At 70.2% G+C, this 23,030-nt stretch carries 16 protein-coding genes; 5 read left to right on the top strand and 11 right to left on the bottom strand.

All coding sequences use genetic code 11. The annotated features are described in order from the left end of the window. Positions 1-186 precede the first annotated feature (186 nt). Positions 187-1,044: an SAM-dependent methyltransferase gene (locus R2B38_RS30410; RefSeq protein WP_318019072.1), complete on the top strand. Its 858-nt coding sequence runs from the start codon at positions 187-189 to the stop codon at positions 1,042-1,044. A 33-nt stretch (positions 1,045-1,077) separates the two neighbouring features. On the opposite strand, the gene ftsH is transcribed toward R2B38_RS30410, so the two are convergent. The 6 genes from ftsH to R2B38_RS30380 all read right to left on the bottom strand — a co-directional run bounded on the left by ftsH (position 1,078) and on the right by R2B38_RS30380 (position 11,060). Next, on the bottom strand, positions 1,078-3,015 hold the full coding sequence (gene ftsH, locus R2B38_RS30405; protein WP_318019071.1) for an ATP-dependent zinc metalloprotease FtsH: 1,938 nt from the start codon (positions 3,013-3,015) through the stop codon (positions 1,078-1,080). 136 nt (positions 3,016-3,151) lie between these two features. Then, positions 3,152-4,708 carry a signal recognition particle protein gene (gene ffh, locus R2B38_RS30400; RefSeq protein ID WP_318019070.1) on the bottom strand — a complete coding sequence of 519 codons (1,557 nt, stop codon included), beginning with the start codon at positions 4,706-4,708 and terminating at the stop codon, positions 3,152-3,154. Positions 4,709-4,927: 219 nt separating this feature from the next. Further along, the gene (locus R2B38_RS30395) at positions 4,928-7,378 is read right to left on the bottom strand and encodes a [protein-PII] uridylyltransferase (RefSeq protein ID WP_318019069.1); all 2,451 of its coding nucleotides are present in this window, start codon (positions 7,376-7,378) and stop codon (positions 4,928-4,930) included. A 24-nt stretch (positions 7,379-7,402) separates the two neighbouring features. Further along, positions 7,403-7,741 carry a P-II family nitrogen regulator gene (locus tag R2B38_RS30390; RefSeq protein WP_003997576.1) on the bottom strand — a complete coding sequence of 113 codons (339 nt, stop codon included), beginning with the start codon at positions 7,739-7,741 and terminating at the stop codon, positions 7,403-7,405. After that, a complete protein-coding gene (locus R2B38_RS30385) occupies positions 7,738-9,069 on the bottom strand; it encodes an ammonium transporter (RefSeq protein WP_033282660.1) in 1,332 nt (443 codons plus the stop codon). The genes R2B38_RS30390 and R2B38_RS30385 overlap by 4 nt, the downstream gene beginning before the upstream one ends. Before the next feature lie 506 nt (positions 9,070-9,575). After that, on the bottom strand, positions 9,576-11,060 hold the full coding sequence (locus tag R2B38_RS30380) for a hypothetical protein (RefSeq protein ID WP_318019068.1): 1,485 nt from the start codon (positions 11,058-11,060) through the stop codon (positions 9,576-9,578). A gap of 446 nt (positions 11,061-11,506) precedes the next feature. On the opposite strand from R2B38_RS30380, the gene R2B38_RS30375 reads away from it, so the two are divergent. Continuing rightward, entirely contained in the window at positions 11,507-12,172 is a 666-nt protein-coding gene (locus R2B38_RS30375; RefSeq protein WP_318019067.1) for a bifunctional DNA primase/polymerase, read from the top strand. A 148-nt stretch (positions 12,173-12,320) separates the two neighbouring features. Here R2B38_RS30375 and ftsY read toward each other — a convergent pair whose 3' ends face one another. Beyond that, positions 12,321-13,523, bottom strand: coding sequence for a signal recognition particle-docking protein FtsY (gene ftsY / locus R2B38_RS30370; RefSeq protein ID WP_318019066.1), 1,203 nt, complete (start codon positions 13,521-13,523; stop codon positions 12,321-12,323). Positions 13,524-13,714: 191 nt separating this feature from the next. On the opposite strand from ftsY, the gene R2B38_RS30365 reads away from it, so the two are divergent. Both R2B38_RS30365 and R2B38_RS30360 read left to right on the top strand, forming a co-directional pair. Next, entirely contained in the window at positions 13,715-14,686 is a 972-nt protein-coding gene (locus R2B38_RS30365) for an LLM class flavin-dependent oxidoreductase (protein ID WP_318019065.1), read from the top strand. Positions 14,687-14,774: 88 nt separating this feature from the next. Then, positions 14,775-15,134 (top strand): hypothetical protein, encoded by a 360-nt coding sequence (locus R2B38_RS30360; RefSeq protein ID WP_318019064.1) that lies wholly within the window; start codon positions 14,775-14,777, stop codon positions 15,132-15,134. Between the two features lie 98 nt (positions 15,135-15,232). Here the strand turns inward: R2B38_RS30360 and R2B38_RS30355 are convergent, their stop codons facing one another. The 4 genes from R2B38_RS30355 to R2B38_RS30340 form a co-directional block, all read right to left on the bottom strand. Beyond that, the gene (locus R2B38_RS30355; protein ID WP_318019063.1) at positions 15,233-16,654 is read right to left on the bottom strand and encodes a sugar porter family MFS transporter; all 1,422 of its coding nucleotides are present in this window, start codon (positions 16,652-16,654) and stop codon (positions 15,233-15,235) included. 209 nt (positions 16,655-16,863) lie between these two features. Next, positions 16,864-20,469 (bottom strand): chromosome segregation protein SMC, encoded by a 3,606-nt coding sequence (gene smc, locus R2B38_RS30350; RefSeq protein WP_318019062.1) that lies wholly within the window; start codon positions 20,467-20,469, stop codon positions 16,864-16,866. A 223-nt stretch (positions 20,470-20,692) separates the two neighbouring features. After that, positions 20,693-20,893: a hypothetical protein gene (locus tag R2B38_RS30345; RefSeq protein WP_019068749.1), complete on the bottom strand. Its 201-nt coding sequence runs from the start codon at positions 20,891-20,893 to the stop codon at positions 20,693-20,695. A 393-nt stretch (positions 20,894-21,286) separates the two neighbouring features. Then, positions 21,287-21,568 carry an acylphosphatase gene (locus R2B38_RS30340; RefSeq protein ID WP_318019061.1) on the bottom strand — a complete coding sequence of 94 codons (282 nt, stop codon included), beginning with the start codon at positions 21,566-21,568 and terminating at the stop codon, positions 21,287-21,289. 155 nt (positions 21,569-21,723) lie between these two features. Between R2B38_RS30340 and R2B38_RS30335 the strand changes: the two genes are divergently transcribed. Next, the gene (locus R2B38_RS30335) at positions 21,724-22,995 is read left to right on the top strand and encodes a CAP domain-containing protein (protein WP_318019060.1); all 1,272 of its coding nucleotides are present in this window, start codon (positions 21,724-21,726) and stop codon (positions 22,993-22,995) included. Positions 22,996-23,030: the final 35 nt, after the last annotated feature.

Raw genomic sequence — 23,030 nt, 5'->3', positions numbered from 1 at the left:
CGGGTCCACGTTGCCGTCATGTGAATTCTCGCCACTCCCACAGGCAAGCCACAAGCCGGGGCCCACAACCCCTGGACGCCGTAGCGCGTGCGGAGTTTGCTGGCATACGGGGGAAGTGCGGGCGCACATCACGGGGGCCTCGGAAACGGGCACGGCCACAACTCTCGGCGGATTGGGGCGCTTTCCATGACACCTACGCTCGTGCGGCAGTACCTACCTCACGCGGGGCCGGCGCCCCGCGTGGACCTGGGTGCACGCGCGCGTGACTGGTCCGAGATCCAGGAGCGGATGCTGGTGCCGCTCTACGAAGCGGTCTACGAGCGACTGGAAGTGGGGTCCGGCACCCGGCTGCTCGGCCTCGGCTGCGGCTCCGGGCTCGCCCTGCTGATGGCGGCCTCCAGAGGCGCGACGGTCACCGGTGTCGAGCGCTTCTCCCCCGAGCGCCTGGCCCTCGCCCGCGAGCGACTGCTGCCGACCGCCTGGACCCCCCGCGCGCGTGCGCACACCCGGCTCGTCTACGGCTCCCCCAGGGACGCGGCCGGCGCGGAGACGCCCGCGTACACCCTGGTGACCGCCTTCGAGCCCATCGGGTGCCTCGCGGGCGACTCGGAGGGGCTCGGCGACACGCTCGCCGCCGCGACACCGCTCGCCGCGCGCGGGGCGCCCGTGGTGCTGGCGGGCTGGGGTCCGCCGGAGCGCTGCGCGACCTCGGCCGTGCTGCGGGTGGCCACCAGGCTGGCGGACCCGCTGCGCGGCACGGGCAGCCCGCGCCCGGTCCTGCGCGACGACCTGGAGGTGGTCGCCCACCGCGCGGGCCTCAGGCCGGACGGCTCGGGCCGGGTGGCGTGCCCCTTCGGGTACGCCGATGTCGAGAGCGCCGTACGGGGGCTGCTGTCGACGGGGCTCTTCGACGCGGCGATCGTCGCGACGGATCAGGCGCAGGTGGACAAGGAGTTGGCGGAGGCGTTGCATCCGTATCGTCGGCAGGACGGGACCGTGTGGATGCCGAACGTCTTCCGGTATCTGATCGCGCGTACGACCTGAGGATGACTCAGCGCGTGTGCGACCTGAGGATGACTACGGCTCTTCCTTGAAGAGGCGCGTGACGCCCGCGATGCGGTAGGCGTCCGTCTCCTCCAGGGTCTCGTTCTCCAGGAGGGCCGCCGCGAGCGCGTCCAACTGGCCGCGGTGGTCGCCGAGTTTGCGGATGGCCTCGTCGTAGCACTCGTCGACGATGCGGCGCATCTCGTGGTCGATCACGTCCAGGGTCCCCGGTGCCGCCGAGAGGCCGTAGGCCTGCTGGGCGTCGCTGGGGAGGGCGGAGAGGCGGCCGACGCGCTCGCTCATGCCCCAGCGGGCGACCATCCCGCGCGCGATGTTGGTGACCTGTTCGAGGTCGTTCTCGGCACCGGTGGTGATCACGCCGTAGACGACCTGTTCCGCGGCCATGCCGCCGAGGGCGCCGATGATGCGGCCGCGCAGGTACTCCTCGGTGTACGCGTACTTGTCCGCGTCCGGGGTCGAGAGCGTGACGCCGAGGGCCCTCCCGCGCGGGACGATGGTGATCTTGCGGACCGGGTCGGCGCCGGGCTGGAGCATGCCGAGGAGGGCGTGGCCGCTCTCGTGGTAGGCGGTGCGGCGGCGCTCCTCCTCGGGCATCACCAGCGGGCGTTCCGCGCCCAGTTGGACCTTCTCCAGGGCCTCCGAGAGGTCGGACTGGGTGACCTCGCTCTGCTTGCGCTTGACCGCGAGGAGGGCGGCCTCGTTGGCGAGGTTGGCCAGTTCGGCGCCGGTCATGCCCGGGGTCGTGCGGGCGACCTGGGCGAGGTTCACGTCCTTCGCGAGCGGGACCTCGCGGGTGTGGATCTCCAGGATCGCCTCGCGGCCGCCCCGGTCGGGCGGCGAGACCACGACCACCCGGTCGAAGCGGCCGGGGCGGGTCAGCGCCGGGTCCAGGACGTCGGCGCGGTTGGTGGCCGCGATGACGATGACGCCCTCGGAGCCGGAGAAGCCGTCCATCTCGGTGAGGATCTGGTTCAGGGTCTGCTCGCGCTCGTCGTGACCGCCCATGCCGGAGCCGCCGCCGCGGGCCCGGCCGATGGTGTCGATCTCGTCGATGAAGATGATCGAGGGAGCCACCTTGCGGGCCTCCGCGAACAGTTCACGCACGCGTGAGGCACCGACACCGACGATCATCTCGATGAACTCGGAGGCCGACGCCGAGAAGAACGGCACCCCCGCCTCCCCCGCGACCGCCCGCGCGAGCAGCGTCTTCCCGGTGCCGGGCGGGCCCGCGAGGAGCACGCCCCGGGGCATCTTGGCGCCCATCTTGCGGTACTCGTCGGGGTTCTTCAGGAAGTCGACGACGTCGTTCAGCTCGCCCTCGACCTCGTCGATGCCGGCGACGTCCTCGAAGGTCGTGCGCTGCTTGCCGGGCTCCAGCTCGACCGGCTTGGGCGGGGCCTTGCGGCCGAGCATGCCGCCCGCGCCGCCGAGCCCCGAGCTCATCCGGCGCGCGATGAAGAGCCACAGGACGACCAGGAGCAGCATCGGGGCCAGCGAGATCAGCAGATTGGCCAGAAAACTACGGTGTTGTACGACCGGTTCCGCCGTGACGGTGACGTTGTGCTTGGTCAGGTCCTCCCAGAGCTTGTCGTCCGCGAAGGTCGGCCGCTCGGTGTCGAACTTGGTGTACTTGCCGTCGCCGTCCGGGTTCTTCTGCTCCTTCTTGAGCTGGCCCTGGATCGCGTTTCCCTTGGCGTAGATCTTGGTGACGTTGCCCGCGTCGACCTGCTTGCTGAACTCCGTGTACGAGATGGTCGGTTCGTCGCCCTCGTTGAAGAACGACAGGATCAGGTTCGCGATCAGGTACACGACCAGCGCGGTGAGGATCAGACTCCACCAGCCGCCGCGCATCTTCTTCCCGCCGGGCGACGGCTTCGGAGGCTCGTCGGGGGTGCCCTCGGTACGCCAGGGCTGATCCGGGGACTTGCGCGGCGGCGCGGGGTTGGTCATATCGGCAAGTTACGACACGGGCCTGGCGTCGGCACGCCCAGGATGCGCCGAGGGCGCCCTTCTCAAAGAGGGGCGCCCTCGGTGACGTAGAAGACGGCTGTCAGCCCATGGAGCTTGAGGCTCAGCCCACGAACCGTCAGCCCATGAACTTCTTGAACTCGTCCGGCAGCTCGAAGTCCTGGCCGCCCTGCTCGGGGAGACCGAACGCGTTGCCGCCGCCCTGAGCCGCGCCGGCCTCGCGGCGCTTGGCCTCTTCCAGCTCCTGCTGCTTGCGCTTCATCGGGTTGCCGGAGCGCTGCTTGCCCTTGGCCTGCTTGGGCTGCTTCTTGGTGCGGCCGGGGCCGCCGCCCATGCCCGGCATCCCCGGCATGCCGGGCATCCCACCGCCCTGCGCCATGCGGGACATCATCTTGCGGGCCTCGAAGAACCGCTCGACCAGGCCCTTGACCGCGCTGACCTCGACGCCGGAGCCCTTGGCGATACGGGCGCGGCGCGAGCCGTTGATGATGGTCGGCTCGGCGCGCTCGGCCGGGGTCATCGACTTGATGATCGCGGCCGTACGGTCGACGTCCCGCTCGTCCAGGTTGTTGATCTGGTCCTTGATCTGGCCCATGCCGGGGAGCATGCCGAGCAGCTTGCTGATGCTGCCCATCTTCCGGACCTGTTCCATCTGGGACAGGAAGTCGTCGAGGGTGAAGTCCTGGCCCTTCTTGGACGCCAGCTTGGAGGCCATCTTCTCGGCCTCTTCTTGGCTGAACGTCTTCTCCGCCTGCTCGATCAGGGTGAGCAGGTCACCCATGTCGAGGATGCGGGAGGCCATCCGGTCCGGGTGGAAGGCGTCGAAGTCGTCGAGCTTCTCGCCGTTCGACGCGAACATGATCGGCTTGCCGGTGACGGACGCGATCGACAGGGCGGCGCCACCGCGGGCGTCGCCGTCGAGCTTGGAGAGCACCACGCCGTCGAAGCCGACGCCGTCGCGGAAGGACTCGGCGGTGTTGACCGCGTCCTGGCCGATCATCGCGTCGACGACGAAGAGGATCTCGTCCGGCGAGACCGCGTCGCGGATGTCCGCGGCCTGCCGCATCAGCTCCTGGTCGATGCCGAGGCGGCCCGCGGTGTCCACGATCACGATGTCGTGGACCTTGGACTTCGCGAACTCGATGGAGTCCTTGGCCACCTTGACCGGGTCGCCGACGCCGTTGCCCGGCTCGGGCGCGTAGACCGCGACACCGGCGCGCTCGGCGACGACGCTCAGCTGGTTCACGGCGTTCGGGCGCTGGAGGTCGGCGGCGACGAGCAGCGGCGAGTGCCCCTGGTCCTTGAGCCACTTGCCGAGCTTGCCCGCGAGGGTGGTCTTACCGGCACCCTGGAGACCGGCGAGCATGATCACGGTCGGCGGGTTCTTGGCGAAGCGCAGGCGGCGGGTCTCGCCGCCGAGCACCCGGACCAGCTCTTCGTTGACGATCTTGAGGACCTGCTGGGCAGGGTTCAGCGCCTTGTTGACGTCGGAGTCGAGGGCACGTTCCTTGACGTTCTTGATGAACGTGCGGACGACCGGCAGGGCCACGTCGGCTTCGAGGAGAGCGATGCGGATCTCGCGCGCCGTGGCGTCGATGTCCGCCTCGCTCAGCCTGCCTTTGCCGCGGAGGTTTTTGAAAGTCGCGCTGAGGCGGTCGGAGAGAGTATCGAACACGGCGGCGTCGGTCCTCGGGGTCGGGGGCAGTTTGGCGTTGTCCTCCAGGGTATCCGGCCCGGCAAGACAAACGCCCCCGGCCGGTGAATACATCGGGCGGGGGCAAAACCCCGCGTCGGCGGGGAGCAACCGAGGATCGTGACCAGTTCGTCGTTCACGATCGGATCACCCCCGCAGCACCGGGGAGCACATCAGGTAAACGCATGACCCGACCGGAGGTCACTCCCTCAGTCTCTCCTCCAGCTTGCGCGCCACGGCCAGTGCCTCGTCCCCCGCCAGGGGCGCGCCGGGTGCCTGGGTCACGTAGAACGCGTCCACCGCGTTGGAGCCCAGCGTGCTGACGTGCATGCTCCGCACCCGCACCCCGGCGTCGTCCAGCGCCCGTCCGATCCGGTGCAGCAGCCCCGGCGCGTCGTGCGCGCGCACCTCGATCACCGTCGCGTGCCGGGACGCGGCCGGGGCGACCGTCACGCGGGCGGGCGGGGCCACGACACCCCGGCGGCGCGGATACGCGGCGTCGCGCTCCGCCAACCGCCCCGCGATGTCCAGCGAACCGTCCAGGGCCCGTACGAGATCGGCGCGCAGCCGGGCGGCCTGGGGCAGGGAGCCGTATTCGGCGGCGACCCGCCAGTTGAGCAGGAGGACGGAACCCTCGACGCCGTCCGGCAGGTCCAGCGCGCGCAGTTCCGCCGTACGGACCGTCAGGCGGTGCATCGCCAGGACGCCGGCCACCGCGGGGAGTACGCCCGGCTGGTCGGGGACGGCGATCAGGAGTTCCACGCCGAGCGGTTCGGGGTCGCCCGCGGGCTCGTCCTCGGTCGGGGGTTCGGTCTGGGCGCGCAGGGCCAACACCGGGCCGCCGGTCGCCACGGCCTCGATCGCCAGGCGTTCCTGTTCGGCCGTGGCCGCGCCCGCCTCGGGCTCCTCGGGGGCGTCCCCGGAGAGCACGGCGGCGACCCGCTTCACCAGGTCGGTGACGAGACCGGCCCGCCAGGACGACCAGGCGGCCGGTCCGGTGGCCAGCGCGTCCGCCTCGGTCAGCGCGTGCAACAGCTCCAGCGTGCTCGTCGTACCGACCGCCTCGGCGACCGAGCGAACCGTCGCCGGGTCCTCCAGGTCGCGCCGGGTGGCGGTCTCGATGAGCAGCAGGTGATGCCGTACGAGAGTCGCGAGTACGGCGACCTCCGCGCGGTCGAAGCCGATGCGGGCGGCCACGTCCTTGGCGATGATCTCGCCGGCCACCGAGTGGTCGCCGGGCCAGCCCTTGCCGATGTCGTGCAGCAGCGCGGCGACCAGCAGGAGGTCGGGGCGGCTGACGCGGCGGGCGAACTCCGAGGCGCGGACGGCGGTTTCGATGAGGTGCCGGTCGACGGTCCAGATGTGCACGGCGTTGCGCTGCGGGCGGCAGCGCACCCGCTCCCAGTCGGGAAGGAGGCGGGTGATCAGGCCTTCGGCCTCCAGCGCCTCCCACACGTCCACCGTGGGCTGCCCGGAACCGAGCAGCGTCACCAGCTGCTCGCGCGCCTCGGCGGGCCAGGGCGTGGGCAACGGCCGCACGGTGGCCGCGAGGCGCCGTACGGCGTGCAGCGAGAGCGGGAGTCCGGCCTGCGCGGCGGCAGCGGCGGCGCGCAGCGGAAGAACCGGGTCGCGCTCGGGGCGTGCGGCGCGGGCGAGCACCACCTCGCCGTCCTGCTCGACCACGCCTTCGGCCAGCGGTGAGCGCTCGGTGGCGGGTTTCGCGCCCCCGCCCAGCATGGCGCGCAGCCTCGGCCGCACGGCACGGGACCGCAGCACGCGCCCCACTTCACGCCAGGTGACGTCACTGGCGTACGAGACGACGCGTGCCGCTTCGTAGACCTGCCGGAGCAGGGTGTCCGCGTCGAGGAGGCCCAGCTCGGCGGCGACCTGGTCCTGCTCCTGGAGTGCGAGCCGGTCGGTCGCGCGGCCAGTGGTGAGGTGCAGGGCGTCGCGCACGTCGAGGAGGCGGCGGCGGGCGTCGGCGAGTCCTTCGCGCGGGGCGTCGGCCAGCCAGGAGGCGGCTACGGCACGCAGCGCGGTGGCGTCGCGGAGGCCGCCGCGGGCCTCCTTGAGGTCGGGTTCGAGGAGGTACTGCAACTCGCCCTGGCGCTCGGCGCGTTCGGCGCAGAGTTCCTGGAGTTCGGGGAGGCGCTTGGGTGCCTGGTTGCGCCAGTCGGCGAGGACGGCCGTCCGCAGGGAGGCGGTCAGGGCGAGGTCGCCGGCGATGTGGCGGGCGTCGAGGAGGCCGAGCTGGACCTTGAGGTCCTCGCCCGCGGTCTTGCGGGCCTCGGCGGGGGTGCGGACGGAGTGGTCGAGGGCGAGGCCCAGGTCCCAGACCGGGTACCAGATGCGGTCGGCCAGCGCGGCGACGGCGCCGGAGTCGCCGCCGTCGTGCAGGAGGAGCAGGTCGAGGTCGCTGCGCGGGGAGAGCTCGCCGCGGCCGTAGCCGCCGACCGCGACCAGGGAGACGCCCTTGAGGGCTTCGTTGCCGGCGGCGAAGAGGCCGGTCAGCCAGTCGTCGGTCAGTTCGGCGAGGGCGGCACGGCGCGGCGGCCCGGACCGCACCCCCTCAGTGAGGAGGCGCAGCCGGGCCGCCGCGTAGCCGCTGGGTCCGGAGTCCTCTGCATCCTTGCGCACGTCCGTACTCGTCACCCAGCGACTCCTGTTCGTTTCTTTTTAGAGCGCGTCCGGTCCGCGCTCGCCGGTCCTGACCCGGACGGCCGTCTCGACCGGGAGGGACCAGACCTTGCCGTCACCGATCTTGCCGGTGCGGGCGGCCTTGACGATGACGTCGATCAGCTGCTCGGCGTCGTCGTCCTCGGCCAGCACCTCGATGCGGATCTTGGGGACCAGGTCGACCGTGTACTCGGCGCCCCGGTAGACCTCGGTGTGCCCCCGCTGACGACCGTAGCCGCTCGCCTCGGTGACCGTCAGACCGTGGACCCCGAAGGCCTGCAGGGCTTCCTTGATCTCGTCGAGCCGGTGGGGCTTCACGACGGCGGTGATGAGCTTCATGCGTCCACCTTCTTCGTCTCCGTGGCGGAGGTGAGCGTGCCCCCGCTGAGGCCGCCGCCGGCGCCGCTGAAGTCGTATGCGGTCTCGGCGTGCTCGGCCTGGTCGATGCCCGAGATCTCCTCGTCCTCGGTGACCCGCATACCGATGGTCTTGTCGAGGAGGAAGGCGAGGATCGCGGAGACGATCAGGGAGTAGAAGAGGACCGCGAAGACACCGGCGCACTGGATCCAGAACTGGTGCATGCCTCCGCCGTAGAAGAGGCCCTTCACCTCGGACTGGCCCTTGCCGCTGGCGAAGAGGCCGATGAGCAGGGAGCCGAGGATACCGCCGACCATGTGGACACCGACGACGTCGAGGGAGTCGTCGAAGCCGAACTTGTACTTCAGGCCGACGGCTGCGGCGCAGCCGACACCGGCGATGGCACCGACGGCGATCGCGCCCATCGGGGAGACAGCGCCACCGGACGGGGTGATCGCGACCAGACCGGCGACGGCACCCGAGGCCGCGCCGAGCGTGGTGAACGCGCCGTGCCGGATCTTCTCGTAGGCGAGCCAGGCGAGCATGGCGGCGGCGGTGGCGACCTGGGTGTTGACGAACATCAGCGCGCCGACGCCGTCGTCGTTGCCGAGCCACGAACCGGCGTTGAAGCCGAACCAGCCGAACCACAGGAGACCGGCACCGAGCATGACCAGCGGAAGGCTGTGCGGACGCATGGGGTCACGCTTGAAGCCGACGCGCTTGCCGATGACCAGGATGACGCCGAGGGCGCCGGCACCGGCGTTGATGTGGACCGCGGTACCACCGGCGAAGTCGATCACACCGAGCTTGTAGGCCCACCCGTCGGCGCCCCACACCCAGTGGGCGACCGGGACGTAGACGACCGTCAGCCACAGGGCGACGAACAGCGCCCAGGCCGAGAACTTGACGCGGTCGGCGATGGCACCGCTTATCAGGGCCGGGGTGATGACGGCGAACATCATCTGGAAGACCATGAACACGAAGATCGGGATGGTGTAGCCGGGCCAGAGGTCCGTCAGCCCGACATCGCTCATGCCCAGCCAGTGGGAGTCGTAGCCGATGAAGCCGTTGCTCGAACCGAAGGCGAGCGAGAAGCCGTAGAGAATCCACAGGATGGTGACGATCCCGATGCTGATGAAGCTCATCATCAGCATGTTCAGGGTGCTCTTGACGCGGACCATGCCTCCGTAGAAGAAGGCCAGTCCCGGTGTCATGAGCAGCACCAGGGCAGAACAGATCAGCATGAAGCCTGTGTTCGCGGAGGACAGTTTGGGTGCCTCAGCGGCAAGCGTGATGGCGGCTGATGCCATCGGCGTCTCCTCGTCGGTTGTACGGCCCCGTGCGGGCGAAGCCTGGATGCGGTCCGGTCAAGGCGGGGGGTCCGGTTATGCGCCATGAGATTGGCGCAGCGCGGTTTCCGTCGAAGCCCCTCGATGTTTCACCGGGGTGACGAAGGCGCCGTACGTGTTACGCGTCGATGAACCGCCGGATCTCCGGCCGCGCGATCGTTATCGTGGCGCAACCTTTTCCGGCGGCTGGAAACCGGCCGCGCCCGGCCTTCCGCCGACCTGGCACGGGAGCGCCGGGGCCCGGGGCCCAGGCCCCTTCGGCGCTCCCCCGCGGCCCGCTCGGGAGCCGCCCGGCGAGGCCGACGTTTCCGGCCGTCCCACCGGCACCGCGCACCGCCGCGCGGCCGGTCTTTCGAATACGAGTCCCGTAGGACAGGACCGGCCGCGGTCGGCCCTCCGAATGACCTGGCATGGGGGAGCCGAGTCGGGCGGTTCGGGAGGGCCGGCCGCGGCCGGGGCTCGGGGTGTCAGACCGCTTCGGCGGTCTCCGGCAGCTCGATCGCGAGCCGGTCGGTGAGGTCGACGACCACGGCCAGCTCGCCGAAGTCGCGGACCGCGGTGTCGACGGTCTTCCGGATACGGGTGTTGACGCGCTCGGAGCGCACCTTCTTGGCGACGGTCATCGCCTCCGTCGCCAGCACCGCGCTCTGCTCCGGCTCCCGCCGCAGCAGGTGCACGGTGGCCATGCCGATGAGATTGAGTGCGTACGACCGCTGGTGCACCTCGTCCTTGGCGAAGAGGTCCACCGCCCGCTGCATGACGGGCTCGGCCAGCGAGGCGTAGGCGGGGCTGCGGCCGGCGACGTAGGCGAGGTCGCGATAGGAGTGCGAGTTCTCGCCGTACAGCTCGGCCTCGGAGAAGAAACGGATCCAGTCCGGGTCCGGGTCGTCCCAGTCGTGTACGTCCCCGAAGGTGTCCTCGGCCATCCGGACGGCCCGCTTGCACTTGCCGGGCTGCCCCATGTTGGCGTAGGCGCGGGCCTCCATCGCATACAGCATCGACTGGGTCCGCGGGCTCGCGCAGTCCCGGCTGCCGTACTGCGCGAGGTGGATCAGCTCCAACGCGTCGTCGGGCCGCCCGAGATGAATCATCTGCCGGCTCATGCTGGACAGCACATACGACCCGAGCGGCTTGTCGCCCGCCTCCTTGGCGGCGTGCAGCGCGAGGACGAAGTACTTCTGGGCGGTGGGCTGGAGCCCCACGTCGTACGACATCCACCCGGCCAGCTCGGCGAGTTCGGCGGCGACCTTGAACAACTTCCGGTTGGTGGCCTCGGGTTGGGGCTCCTGCAGCAGGTCGGTCACCTCGTGCAGCTGTCCTACGACCGCCTTGCGGCGCAGGCCGCCGCCGCACTGGGCGTCCCACTTGCGGAACATCGCGGTGGTGGACTCCAGCAGCTCCAACTCGGGCCGGGACAGCCGCCCGACGTGCCGGGAGGCGCTCACCGGCTCGGGCTCCGGCTGGTGGGCCGAGGGGCCGGGGACGAGCCAGCGCTGCATGGGTTCGATGAGGGACGGTCCCGCCGACAGGGCCAGCGAGGCCCCGAGGAAGCCGCGGCGGGCCAGCATGAGGTCGCTGCGGGAGAACTCGCTGAGCAGGGCCACCGTCTGCGGGGCCGTCCACGGCAGGTCGACGCCGGACACGGAGGGTGCCTGGCGGGCCGCGCGCAGGCCCAGGTCCTCGACCGAGACGACACAGCCGAAGCGCTCGGAGAACAGCTCCGAGAGGATCCTCGGGATCGGCTCGCGCGGGTTCTCGCCGTCCAGCCAGCGGCGCACGCGCGAGGTGTCCGTGGAGATGTGGTTGGCCCCCAACTGCCGTGCCCTGCGGTTCACTTGACGCGCCAGCTCACCCTTGGACCAGCCGCTGCGCACGAACCACGAGCCGAGCAGCTCATTGGGGCGCTTGTCCGTACTGGCCGCGGTTGTCCCGCTTCCGCCGTTGCCGCCCACTGGAACGCCCCCATCCCTGGAACCACTTGTCGCCGCTGTGCGCCAAGCCCTATCAGAATGCCGGTAAATACGGCTTCCCGTCCCGCACTTGTCACCCTTCGAACGAGATGACGAGTTGCCTGCGGCATACCCACGAGTGCATGTGCCCCATGGGCTTGTGCACTCAAAGTAATCCTACGATCACCCGTCCAGCCACGGCGATCGCGGAAACGCCACCATTCGCCACCCCTTCGAATGAACCTACGGTTGCCCGCGCACGATTCACTTGACATAGGACGGCCGAAGGTGGGCGCAGCGGTGCACGCAGGGGCGCGCACCGTCGGACACACCACCCGAGGCACTCCCGGACGCTGCCTGGACCACGCGGCGCGGGGCAGGCGTGAACACAGAGTGACGACACGCATCCGTCTCGTAACCACCGGTGCGTTGGACCCGTTGGAGGGGGCATGGGCTTCACGATCGGCAGCAGCCGGACCATCCGCGACATCCGGTCCGGCACGCGCCGCCGCGGCCGCGCGTCGGAGTGCACAGCGGTGGCCGAGTTCACCGGCCTCTGGGGCTGGGACGTGGTCGCCGGCGCACGGGCCGCGGGCGGCGCGTGTTCCTGCGGCGACACCAAGTGCCCCGCGCCGGGCGCACATCCACTGACCTTCGCCCCGGAAGTACGGGCCGGCGCGACCCTCGACGAAGTCACCGACGCCTGGGCCGAGTTGCCGGGCGCCGCGATCATGCTGCCGGTGGGCCGCGCGTTCGACGTGATCGAGGTGGCCGAACCCGCCGGCCGCCGCGCACTGGCCCGCCTGGAGCGCATGGGCCTCCCGCTCGGCCCGGTCGCGGCGACCCCCGACCACCGCGCCCACTTCTTCGTCGCCCCCGGCGCCGCCGCCGAACTCCCCTCCCTCCTCTACCGCATGGGCTGGGACGACCCCACCTCCCTGGACCTCCGAGGCCTGGGCCCCGGCACCCACATCACCGCCCCACCCTCCGACCGGGCCGGCCAGGGCCCGGTCCACTGGCTCCGCTCCCCCGCCCTCGACTCAGCGACAAAGCCCCCGGCGGCAAGGCTGTTGCTGGGCACACTGGCGTACGTGGCACACAGGTCGCGCGCGTAGGTCGTAGACGACGAAGTGCCCTTCTCCAAGCTGGAGAAGGGCACTTTTTCGAAGGGGGGCGGCTACAGCGCGCCCCAAAGGGGCGCGGGGAACTGCGCGACCAGCCCCCACCGACCGGCAGTCAAAGAACCGCCCAACCCGCGGAGCGTCAATCCCCGATAAGGGCATCAACAAACGCCTCCGGCTCAAACGGCGCCAGATCATCCGCACCCTCACCAAGCCCGATCAGCTTGACCGGAACGCCCAGTTCACGCTGAACGGCGATCACGATGCCCCCCTTGGCCGTGCCGTCCAACTTCGTCAGCACGATCCCGGTGATGTCGACAACCTCGGCAAATACACGAGCCTGCACAAGCCCGTTCTGCCCTGTGGTCGCGTCCAGCACGAGCAACACCTCATCAAGCGGCGCATGCTTCTCGACAACCCGCTTGACCTTCCCGAGCTCATCCATGAGCCCGGTCTTCGTGTGCAACCGCCCGGCCGTGTCGATGAGGACGACATCGACCCCCATCTCCTTGCCCTCCTTCACCGCGTCGAACGCGACGGAGGCAGGATCCCCGGCCTCGGGCCCGCGCACGGTATGCGCACCGACCCGCTCACCCCAGGTCTGCAACTGATCGGCGGCAGCGGCCCGGAACGTGTCGGCGGCACCGAGCACGACGGTCCGCCCGTCGGCCACGAGGACCCGCGCGAGCTTCCCGGTGGTGGTGGTCTTGCCGGTGCCGTTGACCCCGACGACCATCACGATGCCGGGCTTGCGATCCTCCGGCTCGGTCCTCACGGTCCGGTCGACATCGGTGCCGACCAGCTTGAGCAGCTCCTCGCGCAGCAGCGTGCGCAGCTCCTGCGGGGTACGCGTGCCGAGCACCTTCACGCGGGCGCGCAGCCCGTCGACGAGTTCCTGGGTGGGAGCCACGCCGACGTCGGCGGTGAGGAGGATGTCCTCGATCTCCTCCCAGGTGTCCTCGTCGAGGTGCTCGCGCGACAGGAGCGTGAGCAGCCCCTTGCCGAGCGCGTTCTGCGAGCGGGAGAGCCGGGACCGCAGCCGGACGAGCCGTCCGGCGGTGGGCTCGGGAACATCCAGCTCGGGGACATCCAGTACGGGGGGTTCCTCGACGGCGGCCGGGGCCGAGCCGTCGGGGAGATCCACCTCCTCTATGGTCCGGCGCGCTTCGTCGCGCGGGGTCTCGGCCTCGTCGCCGACGTGCGGCTCGGCCGGCGGGGCGGTGATGTCGGGCACGGAGGTGGGAGGCGGGGGCAGCGGCTTCTTGCGCCGGCTGCCGACGACGAGCCCGCCGAGCGCACCGAGCACGACCACGGCGATGACTACAGCAAGGATGACGGTTTCCATAACCCACCCAGTATCAGCCATGGGTCTCGCCGGGGCCCAGCGCGGGCGCGCCCGGACCCGCGCGCGCCGAGCCCCGCGCCCCGGAAGCCCCTAGTCACACCCATGGCCATCTGACGTACCGTCAGCTACCGTCCCCCACCACACCCGGCCCCACCGCACCCGACCCCGCCACACCCGAAGGGGGACCTCCCATGCCCGTCTCGGTCGTACGCTTCAACCTCGTCGAACCCGGCGCCACCCCCGCCTCGCTGAGCGCCCGCTACCGGGCCGCCCTGGAGATGGCCGCGTACGCCGACGAGCACGGGATCACCACCGTGCAGACGGAGGAGCACCACGGCGTGGCCAACAACTGGCTGCCCTCGCCCTTCGCCTTCGCGGGCGCGGTGTTCGGCGCGACCCGGCACATCGCCGTGACCGTGTCGGCGATCATCGGCCCGCTGCACGACCCGCTGCGGCTGGCCGAGGACATCGCCGTACTGGATCTGCTGAGCGGCGGCCGGCTGGTGACCGTGGCCGGGATCGGCTACCGGCCCGAGGAGTACGCCCAGTTCGACGTGGACTGGAAGCGCCGGGGCAGGCTCCAGGACGAGCTGCTGGAGACGGTGCTGAAGGCGTGGTCCGGCGAGGAGTTCGAGTACCGCGGCCGTACGGTACGGGTCACCCCGCGCCCCTTCTCCGACCCGCACCCCCTGCTGCTGGTCGGCGGCTCCTCGAAGGCCGCCGCACGTCGGGCCGCGCGGCTCGGCCTGCCCTTCTTCCCCAGCGCGCACCTGCCCGACCTGGAGGCCTACTACAAGGACCGGCTCGTCGAGTACGGCACCGAGGGCTGGACCATGATGCCGGGGGCCGAGACCCCGCTGCTGCACATCGCCGAGGACCCGGACCGGGCCTGGGCCGAGTACGGGGCGCACTTCCTGCACGAGGCGCGGACCTACGCGTCCTGGCAGTCCGGGGACATCCGCTCGGCGGTGAAATCCGGGGCCACTACCGTGGCGGAGCTGCGCGCGGAGGGCGTCTACCGCATCCTCACACCGGACGAGTGCGTGGCGCTGGGGCTCGACAACCTCGTACTGCATCCGCTGTCGGGCGGGATGCCGGTGGACGAGGGATGGCGCAGCCTGCGGCTGTTCGCGGAGCGGGTGCTGCCGCGGCTCGGGGAGTGACCCCAGTTAGGAGCGTGCCCCCGATCCGGAGGGTGACCTTTACCCGCAACCGGTGGACCGGCCGGTCGACCGGTGGTCCACTGCGGTCATGACCTTGGCTGTGGATGTGTTCCTGCGTGACGCGGACGGCCAGTGGAACGTGCTCGACGTTCCGGAGGGGTGCAACGACTCGGCCGGCTTCGAGAACTGGCGCGAGACCGTGTGGGGTTCGGCGCCCGTGCGCGCGCTGGGCTGCGTGTACCTCCCCGTGCTGGCCTCCAGCGACCTGTACGTCGAGGCCTCGGACGTAGCGGAGTTCCTGCGCGAGCTGGCGTTGCTGCGGGAGCATCTGGAAGCCGTCGCCGCGGCGGTCGGGGAGCGTTCCGACCTGGTCGAGAGCCGCCTGGACAACATCGAGGCCGCCGCTCTCCGGGCCCGGGAGATCGGCGGCGGCGTCCTCATCTGGTGACTGAGGGGTGGTTTCGGGGAGACGGGCGGCGGGGGATGGAGCCCGTCTCCCCGAGTTCATGGGGCCCCGGCTCACGGGACCCGGTTTTTGGGGGCCGGTCAGCCCATGTCCTCCAGCCTCTTGCCCTTCGTCTCCTTCACGAACTTCAGGACGAACGGGATGGAGAGCGCGGCGAAGACCGTGTAGATCACGTAGGTCGCGGAGAGGTTCCAGTCGGCCAGCGACGGGAAGCTCGCGGTGATGGCCCAGTTGGCGATCCACTGCGCGGAGGCGGCGACACCGAGGGCGGCGGCGCGGATCCGGTTCGGGAACATCTCGCCGAGGAAGACCCAGACCACGACACCCCAGGACAGGGCGAAGAAGAGGACGAAGACGTGGGCCGCGATCAGCGCGGTCCAGCCCTGCGCGGAGGGCAGCTTGCCGTCGACCAGGTGGTACGAGAAGGCCCAGGCCTCCAGCGCGAGACCGACGACCATGCCGACCGAGCCGATGAGGGCCAGCGGCTTACGGCCGATGCGGTCCACGAAGATCATGGCGATCACGGTGCCGATGATGTTCACGATCGACGTGGTGAAGGAGTAGAAGAACGACTGCGTCGGGTCGACGCCGACGGACTGCCACAGCGTCGAGGAGTAGTAGAACGCGACGTTGATGCCCACGAGCTGCTGGAAGGCCGAGAGGCCGATGCCGACCCAGACGATCGGCTTGAAGAAGAAGCCGCCACCGCCGAGCAGGTCCTTGAACGTCGACTTGTGCTCGCTCTTCATCGCGTGCTCGATCTCGGCGACGCGGGCGTCCAGGTCGACGTCGTCGCCCTCGACCTCACGCAGCACGTCGTGCGCGCGGGTCAGCTTGCCCGCGGAGATCAGGAAGCGCGGGGACTCGGGGATCGCGAAGGAGAGCAGGCCGTAGAGGACGGCCGGGATCACCATGACGCCGAGCATGACCTGCCAGGCCTCCAGGCCCATGAGCTTGCCGCGCTGGTCGCCGTCGGCGGCGTTCAGCAGACCCCAGTTGACCAGCTGCGAGATCGCGATGCCGATGACGATCGCGGCCTGCTGGAAGGAGCCGAGCCGGCCGCGGTAGGCGGGCGGGGAGACCTCGGCGATGTAGGCCGGGCCGATGACGGAGGCCATACCGATGGCGAAACCGCCGATGACCCGCCAGAAGGCGAGGTCCCAGAGCGCGAAGGGCAGCGCCGAACCGACGGCGCTGATCGTGAACAGCACGGCGGAGATCTGCATACAACGGATACGGCCGATGCGGTCGGCTATCCGGCCGGCGGTCGCCGCGCCGATGGCACAGCCGATCAGGGCGATGGCGATGACCTGTGCCAGGACCGTCGAGCCCACGTCGTAGCGGTCGCGGATCGCCTCGACGGCACCGTTGATCACGGAACTGTCGTAGCCGAAGAGGAAGCCGCCCATCGCGGCCGCCGCCGCGATGAAGATGACGTGCGCGAGATGTTCGGGATGAGCCGACCCGGCTCCTGACTGAGGTGCCTGCGCAGTGCTGGTCACGTGTAACTCCTGAGGCCACCGGCGTCGCTGCCGGGGTGGGGGGGCGACCCTTCCAGTGGCGCACAGCTTCCCGCTGCCCACCACCTGAAGGTAAAAGCAACGTTGCAGAGACTATGCCTTCAAGTTTCGAAGTCAATAGGGGGTCCCCTGTGAAATCCAACCCCACAGGTGACAGCCATGCGTTCAAGACTTGAACACGCGATGGAGATCTAGCGAAGGCGCTGCGAGATGACCTTCGACACCCCGTCGCCCTGCATGGAGACGCCGTACAACGCGTCGGCGACCTCCATCGTCCGCTTCTGGTGGGTGATCACGATCAGCTGCGAGGCCTCCTGCAGCTCCTGCATGATCCGGATCAGCCGCTGGAGGTTGGTGTCGTCGAGCGCCGCCTCGACCTCGTCCATCACGTAGAACGGACTGGGCCGGGCCTTGAAGATCGACACGAGCAGCGCTACGGCAGTCAGGGACCGCTCACCGCCGGAGAGCAGGGAGAGCCGCTTGACCTTCTTGCCGGGCGGGCGGGCCTCCACATCCACCCCCGTGGTCAGCATGTTGTCGGGGTCGGTCAGGATCAACCTGCCCTCGCCGCCCGGAAACAGTCGGCTGAAGACCCCCTCGAACTGGATGGCCGTGTCCCGGTACGCCTCGGTGAAGACCTGCTCGACGCGCTCGTCGACCTCCTTCACCACTTGAAGCAGGTCGGCGCGGGTCTTCTTCAGGTCCTCCAGCTGCTCGCTGAGGAACTTGTGCCGCTCCTCCAGCGCCGCGAACTCCTCCAGCGCGAGCGGGTTCACCTTTCCCAGCTGCTGGTACGCCCGTTCGGCTGACTTGAGCCGCTTCTCCTGCTCGGCGCGGTGGAAGGTACGGGGCTGGTTGCGTGGATCCTCCGGATCATCGGGCAGCACCTCGCCCTCGGCGGCGAGCGAGGGCGGCACGAGCTGATGCGGCCCGTACTCCTCGACGAGCCCCGAGGGCTCCACCCCCAGCTCCTCCAGCGCCTTGGTCTCCAGCTGCTCGATCCGCATCCGCTTCTCGGCCCCGAGCACTTCCCCCCGGTGCACGGAGTCGGTGAGCTTGTCGAGCTCGCCCTTGAGGTCACGCCCCTGGTTCCGGGCAGCGGCCAACTCCTGCTCGCGGCGCGCCTTGGCGGCGTCGGCGGCTGTGCGTTCCTCGTCGGCGCGGTGCAGGGACACCTCGACGTGCGCGAGCAACTGCCGCGCCCCGAAGGCGACGGCTTCGGCGACGGCGGCCTCATGCCGCAGCCGCGCGAGCCTCTGCTCGGCCCGCGCCCGCGCCTCGCGCTCCGCTCGGGCCCCCCGGTCCAGCGAATCGGCCCGCCCGGCAAGCCCCTTGACCCGCTCCTCGTGCGTACGGACCTGAAGCCGCGCCTCCATCTCGGTCTGCCGAGCGTTGGCCCCATCAGCGGCAAGCCGATCCCGCACGGAGGTGTCAGGCTCCTCCTCGACCGGCATCTCCTCAGCGACAGCAAGCCGTTCAGCGAGGACTTCGGCTTCTTCTACGGCCTTGTCGAGGGCGTCCTGTGCTCGTGCCGCCGCCGCGGTCGACCGCTCGGCCTCTCCGGCGGCGCCGCGTGCCTGCCCGGCCAGGCGTCCCAACTGCTGTGCCACGGCCGACTTTTCGCGCTCTGCCGCCCTGCGCCGGTCCCCCAACTCCTCGACCAGTGCGGCGGCTTCTTTGCGGCGCTCGCCTGCGGTCTGCTGTGCGTCGGCCAACTCCTCGCAGCGGACGGCCAGTTCTTCGAGTTCGGCGGCGGCTTCGTCTACGGAGGCCTGGACTTCGAGGAGGCTGGGGGCGCCGGCGGAGCCGCCGTGGGCGAAGTGGGCGCCGAGCAGGTCGCCTTCGGCGGTGACCGCGGTCAACTCGGGGTGGGTGTATACGAGTTGCTCGGCGTCTTCGAGGGTTTCGACCACGACGTAGTTGTGGAGGAGGCGGCGGACTGCGGGCATGAGTTCGGAGGGGGCGCGGACCAGGTCTGCCGCGAAACGTTGTTGGGCGTCTGCAGGTACGTCGTGGCTGGTCGCGCCGTTCCCCGCGCCCCTTGGGGGTGTGCTCGTGCCCGGTGTTGGATCGTCCGGGGCTCCTGCCAGCAGTAGCGCCGCCCTGCCCCCGTCTTGCTTGCGCAGCAAGCGGATTGCGTCTGCCGCCGATGCCGGAGTCGTCACGGCGATCGCGTCCGCCGCCGCGCCGAAGGCCGCCGCCAGGGCTACCTCGTGGCCCGGCGTCACCGTCAGCAACTCCGCCGCTGGACCCAGAACACCGGTGAGCCTGTCCCGTGCGCCGAGCAGTATGCCGGTGCCGTCCTTCCGCCGTAGGCCCAGCGCGAGTGCCTCGTGGCGGGCCTGGGTGGCGGCCCGCTTGCGTTCCGCCGCTGTGGCCGCTTCCCGGGCTGCCGTCAACGCGGCCTCCGCCTCGGACAGTTGGCGCTTGGCGGCCTCGTGACGCTCGGAGAGTTCCGCGTCGCCTGCGTCCAGGCCGTCCACCTCGGACTGGAGGACCTCGTACTCCTCCTGTGCGGTGACCGCTCGTTCCTGGGCCTCGTCGCGGGCGGAGGCGAGGCGGTCGATCTCTGCCTGGGCGGAGGCCGCGCGTGAACGGGCCGCGTTGACCTGGCCGTTGAGGCGGGCCAGACCCTCGCGGCGGTCGGCGATGGAACGGGCCACGTCCTTCAGACGGCGTTCCTCGGCCGTCAACTCCCGTTCCAGTTCGGAGCGGTGGGCGACCGTGTCCTCCAGGGCGTGCTCGGCCGCCTCAAGGGCTGCTTCGAGTTCCGCCTCCTGTTCGCGGATACGGGCGGCCTCGCGCTCCATGTCCTCGGGGTCGCGGCCCCGGCGTTCCTCGGGGGGTGCGGAGGTCGCGCTCTTCACCCGGGCGTCCGCCAGCGAGATCGTGCCGCGTACCCGCTCGGCCAGCTGGGACAGCTCGTACCAGGTCTGCTGGGCGCGCTGGAGGCGCGGCGTGAGCTGCCGTACCTCGTCCTCCAGGAGGCCCTCGCGCTGGAGGGCCTTGCGCAGCTCCAGTTCGGCGGCCTCCTTGCGGCCCTTCAGCGCGGCCTCGTCGGCGATCTCGGTGTTCAGCGCCTGGCGCAGTCGTACGAGGTCGTCGGCCAACAGCCTCAGGCGCGCGTCTCGGAGATCCGCCTGGATGACGGCCGCGCGGCGGGCGACCGCGGCCTGGCGGCCCAAGGGCTTGAGCTGGCGGCGGAGTTCGTCCGTGAGGTCCTGCACGCGCGCGAGGTTGGCCTGCATCGCGTCCAGCTTGCGGAGCGCCTTCTCCTTGCGCTTGCGGTGCTTGAGGACGCCGGCCGCCTCCTCGATGAAGGCGCGGCGGCCCATGGGGTCGGCGTGGAGCACGGAGTCGAGCTGGCCCTGGCCGACGATGACGTGCATCTCGCGGCCGATGCCGGAGTCGGAAAGGAGCTCCTGGATGTCGAGGAGGCGACACGTGTCGCCGTTGATCTGGTACTCGCTGCCGCCGTTGCGGAACATGATCCGCGTGATGGTGACCTCGGCGTACTCGATGGGCAGTGCGCCGTCGGAGTTGTCGATGGTGAGGGACACCTCGGCGCGGCCCAGCGGGGGGCGGCCGGTGGTGCCGGCGAAGATGACGTCCTCCATCTTGCCGCCGCGCAGCGACTTGGCGCCCTGTTCGCCCATGACCCAGCTGAGCGCGTCCACGACATTGGACTTGCCCGAGCCGTTCGGTCCGACCACGCACGTGATCCCCGGCTCGAACCGGAGCGTGGTCGCCGAGGCGAACGACTTGAACCCCCGCAGGGTCAGGGCCTTGAGGTGCACGCCGCTGGACTCTACCTTCCGCCGCTCGCTCTCTCCATGAACGTCCGGTTCCCCGCGGTTTCGCCCTTGAACGTGCAGGGCACACCAAACGTTAAAGAGGGTGGAGGCTTGCGGGGGAAAGAAAGAAGGGACGCCGAAGCGTCCCTTGCAAACTCTGACAACTTAGCGGTTGATGCAGGGCGCCCAACCACTGCTTGTCATGTGATGCGATGCGTCGCAGTGATCAGGTGAGCGCGGGCTCCGCCTGGCGTGCGTCGAGCTCGAGAAGCGAATCGTGAGTTGCGGCAGCCGTCAGCGCGTCGTTCTCTTCCTGGATCCGAACGAGCTCGGATTCCAGGTCCTGGACGCGCTGCTGGAGCCGTCGCATCTCGGCGAGGAGTCGCGGGTCGGAGCCGCCGACGTAACCGAGAAGCGCCTTTGCCATGATGGATGGTCCTCCACACTGAGTGACCGACCGAAGCGGTGTGGGTCGTGAGGGAATCGCACCCGCGGTGCTTGACAGTCTTGGGTGTTGCTCTGCTGTTCTTCCATGCCAAACAGCTAAGGTGCGCGGGGCTTTCAGAGTCTCACCAAAAAGTTTGACGGTCAACACGATCACGCCCCGTATTGGCGGGCTACCCGGGGGCACGCGGCCCTGACCGGGCGGCACGGCGACTCCTGCGGGGCCTCGCTGGATGTGGCGATCATCCTTAGGTGCGGAGCCTGCCAGAGCGAGCCGTTCTTGGCAACCACCAGGCAGTTTCCGCTAGGGGCAGCTGCCGGTGGCATGTCCCGCCGCTTCCGCCAGGGCCGCTTTACACCGTTTCGCAGATTGTGCTCAGCGGATCGCGAAGCCGTCGTAGCCGCCGCGGGGTGTGTCCCAGATCTCGGTCACGCCCTCCACGCGCCCGGGCGTGTCGTGCCCCCGGAGCCAGTCGAGGAGTCCTTCGCAGCCCTCGCGTGACCCCTCTGCGACCACTTGCACGCGTCCGTCGCCCAAATTGAGAGCAAAACCACTCAGGCCCCCGATCTCCAGAGCCTTGGCACGGGTAAACCACCGAAAACCCACACCTTGCACACGCCCTCGCACCCAGGCGACCATCCGCACATCCTCGCTCATGGCTGCAACCTAACCGGCCAAAACCTCTCGGGGCACTTGCTCCCCACGCGCCATGCGGTACCGTCCGCCCCAATGAATCTCATATGAAACTCACTCGATCGAGTGAGCTGGGTCACCGCACGGACGAGTTGACCGCAAGGACGAAAGGCAAGGACATGGGACGCCACCGACGCTCCGCCGCCGGCCGCGCCGCCACGAGCCGCGCCACGGGGGTCACAGAGACGCACGGCTCATACACGAGCGGCTACGACCCGCATGACTCGTACGACTGGAACGACCACTCCGACCGGAACGACCGCTTCGCCTGGAACCCGGCCGACGGCTCGACGATCGGCATGGCGCCCTATCTCCACCCGGAGGGCCCCGCCGAGTTCCACCCGACCCACGTGAACCACCAGGGCCCCTCTGACCACCGGGTCCGCCAGGTCCACGCGAACGGCGACGAGGTCCCGCCGAAGAGCGAGGCCCGCCTGAAGGCCGAGAGCCGCCTCAAGGCCGACTCCCGCCGCAAGAGCGAGGCCTATCTCTTCGCCACCGAGGAGGACTACGCCGTGGTCTTCCCCGAGGCGGCCGGCGCCACCGCCTCCCGGGGCGACGGCTCACGCCCGGGCCGCGGCCGCCGCCGCAAGCGCAAGACCGCGACGCCGGTCAAGACCGGCCTGCTCGGTGTCTCCGCCGCCGTCGCCATCGGCACGGTCGCGGTCGCCGCGGGTGCGATGCCGGGGCTGGACAACTACAAGCTCGGCGGCGGTGGCGGCTCGGACAAGGTGCAGGCGGCCGGTTCGCCGTCCAACTCGGCGACCGAGCAGGGCGGTACCTCCGGCAGCGCGGAGTCCCGCGACGACGGCTCGTCCACGAGCCGCGACGCGAACCGCGCGGCCTCCCCGTCGGCGGCGCCGACCAAGTCCGCCACCGCGCCCGCCACCAAGGCCCCGACGAAGAAGCCGGCGGCCACCCCGACCGAGGAGCCGACGACCAAGGCCCCCTCGGCGAAGCCCACCACTCCGGCGCCCACGCAGTCCGCCGACGCACCGGTGACGGTCTCCACGGAGGCAGCCGCCGAGGCCGAGGTGCTCAAGCTCGTCAACGAACAGCGCGCGCTCGTCGGCTGCAGCCCGGTGGCCGCCAACAGCTCGCTGACCACCCTGGCCGAGAACTTCAGCCAGCAGATGGCCGACCAGGACTTCTTCGACCACACCGACCCCAGCGGGGCCACCCCGTGGGACCGGGCGGAGAAGCTCGGCATCACCAACCTCGGCGGCGAGAACATCGCCCGCGGCCAGGCCGACGCGGCCGCGGTCATGGACGCCTGGATGAACAGCCCCGGCCACAAGGCCAACATCCTGAACTGCGACTTCAAGACCCTGGGCGTCGGTGTGCACTTCGGCACCGGCGGCCCCTGGTGGACGCAGGACTTCGGGTACTAGTCCGACACCGCAGGACACCCACAGGGAGCACTAAC

The organism is Streptomyces sp. N50 (assembly GCF_033335955.1).
In the GTDB taxonomy this organism is placed as follows: Bacteria; Actinomycetota; Actinomycetes; order Streptomycetales; family Streptomycetaceae; genus Streptomyces.
This window is presented reverse-complemented; position numbering and strand designations above follow the sequence as displayed.

Bases quoted from the DNA above. Each gene is read 5' to 3' on its own strand.
- R2B38_RS30340 (WP_318019061.1), bottom strand. From the start codon at position 21,568: ATGAGCGAGGATGTGCGGATGGTCGCCTGGGTGCGAGGGCGTGTGCAA.
- R2B38_RS30360 (WP_318019064.1), top strand. From the start codon at position 14,775: ATGACCTTGGCTGTGGATGTGTTCCTGCGTGACGCGGACGGCCAGTGG.
- ftsH (WP_318019071.1), bottom strand. From the start codon at position 3,015: ATGACCAACCCCGCGCCGCCGCGCAAGTCCCCGGATCAGCCCTGGCGT.
- R2B38_RS30375 (WP_318019067.1), top strand. From the start codon at position 11,507: ATGGGCTTCACGATCGGCAGCAGCCGGACCATCCGCGACATCCGGTCC.
- R2B38_RS30365 (WP_318019065.1), top strand. From the start codon at position 13,715: ATGCCCGTCTCGGTCGTACGCTTCAACCTCGTCGAACCCGGCGCCACC.
- R2B38_RS30390 (WP_003997576.1), bottom strand. From the start codon at position 7,741: ATGAAGCTCATCACCGCCGTCGTGAAGCCCCACCGGCTCGACGAGATC.
- R2B38_RS30345 (WP_019068749.1), bottom strand. From the start codon at position 20,893: ATGGCAAAGGCGCTTCTCGGTTACGTCGGCGGCTCCGACCCGCGACTC.
- ftsY (WP_318019066.1), bottom strand. From the start codon at position 13,523: ATGGAAACCGTCATCCTTGCTGTAGTCATCGCCGTGGTCGTGCTCGGT.
- R2B38_RS30385 (WP_033282660.1), bottom strand. From the start codon at position 9,069: ATGGCATCAGCCGCCATCACGCTTGCCGCTGAGGCACCCAAACTGTCC.
- R2B38_RS30335 (WP_318019060.1), top strand. From the start codon at position 21,724: ATGGGACGCCACCGACGCTCCGCCGCCGGCCGCGCCGCCACGAGCCGC.
- R2B38_RS30410 (WP_318019072.1), top strand. From the start codon at position 187: ATGACACCTACGCTCGTGCGGCAGTACCTACCTCACGCGGGGCCGGCG.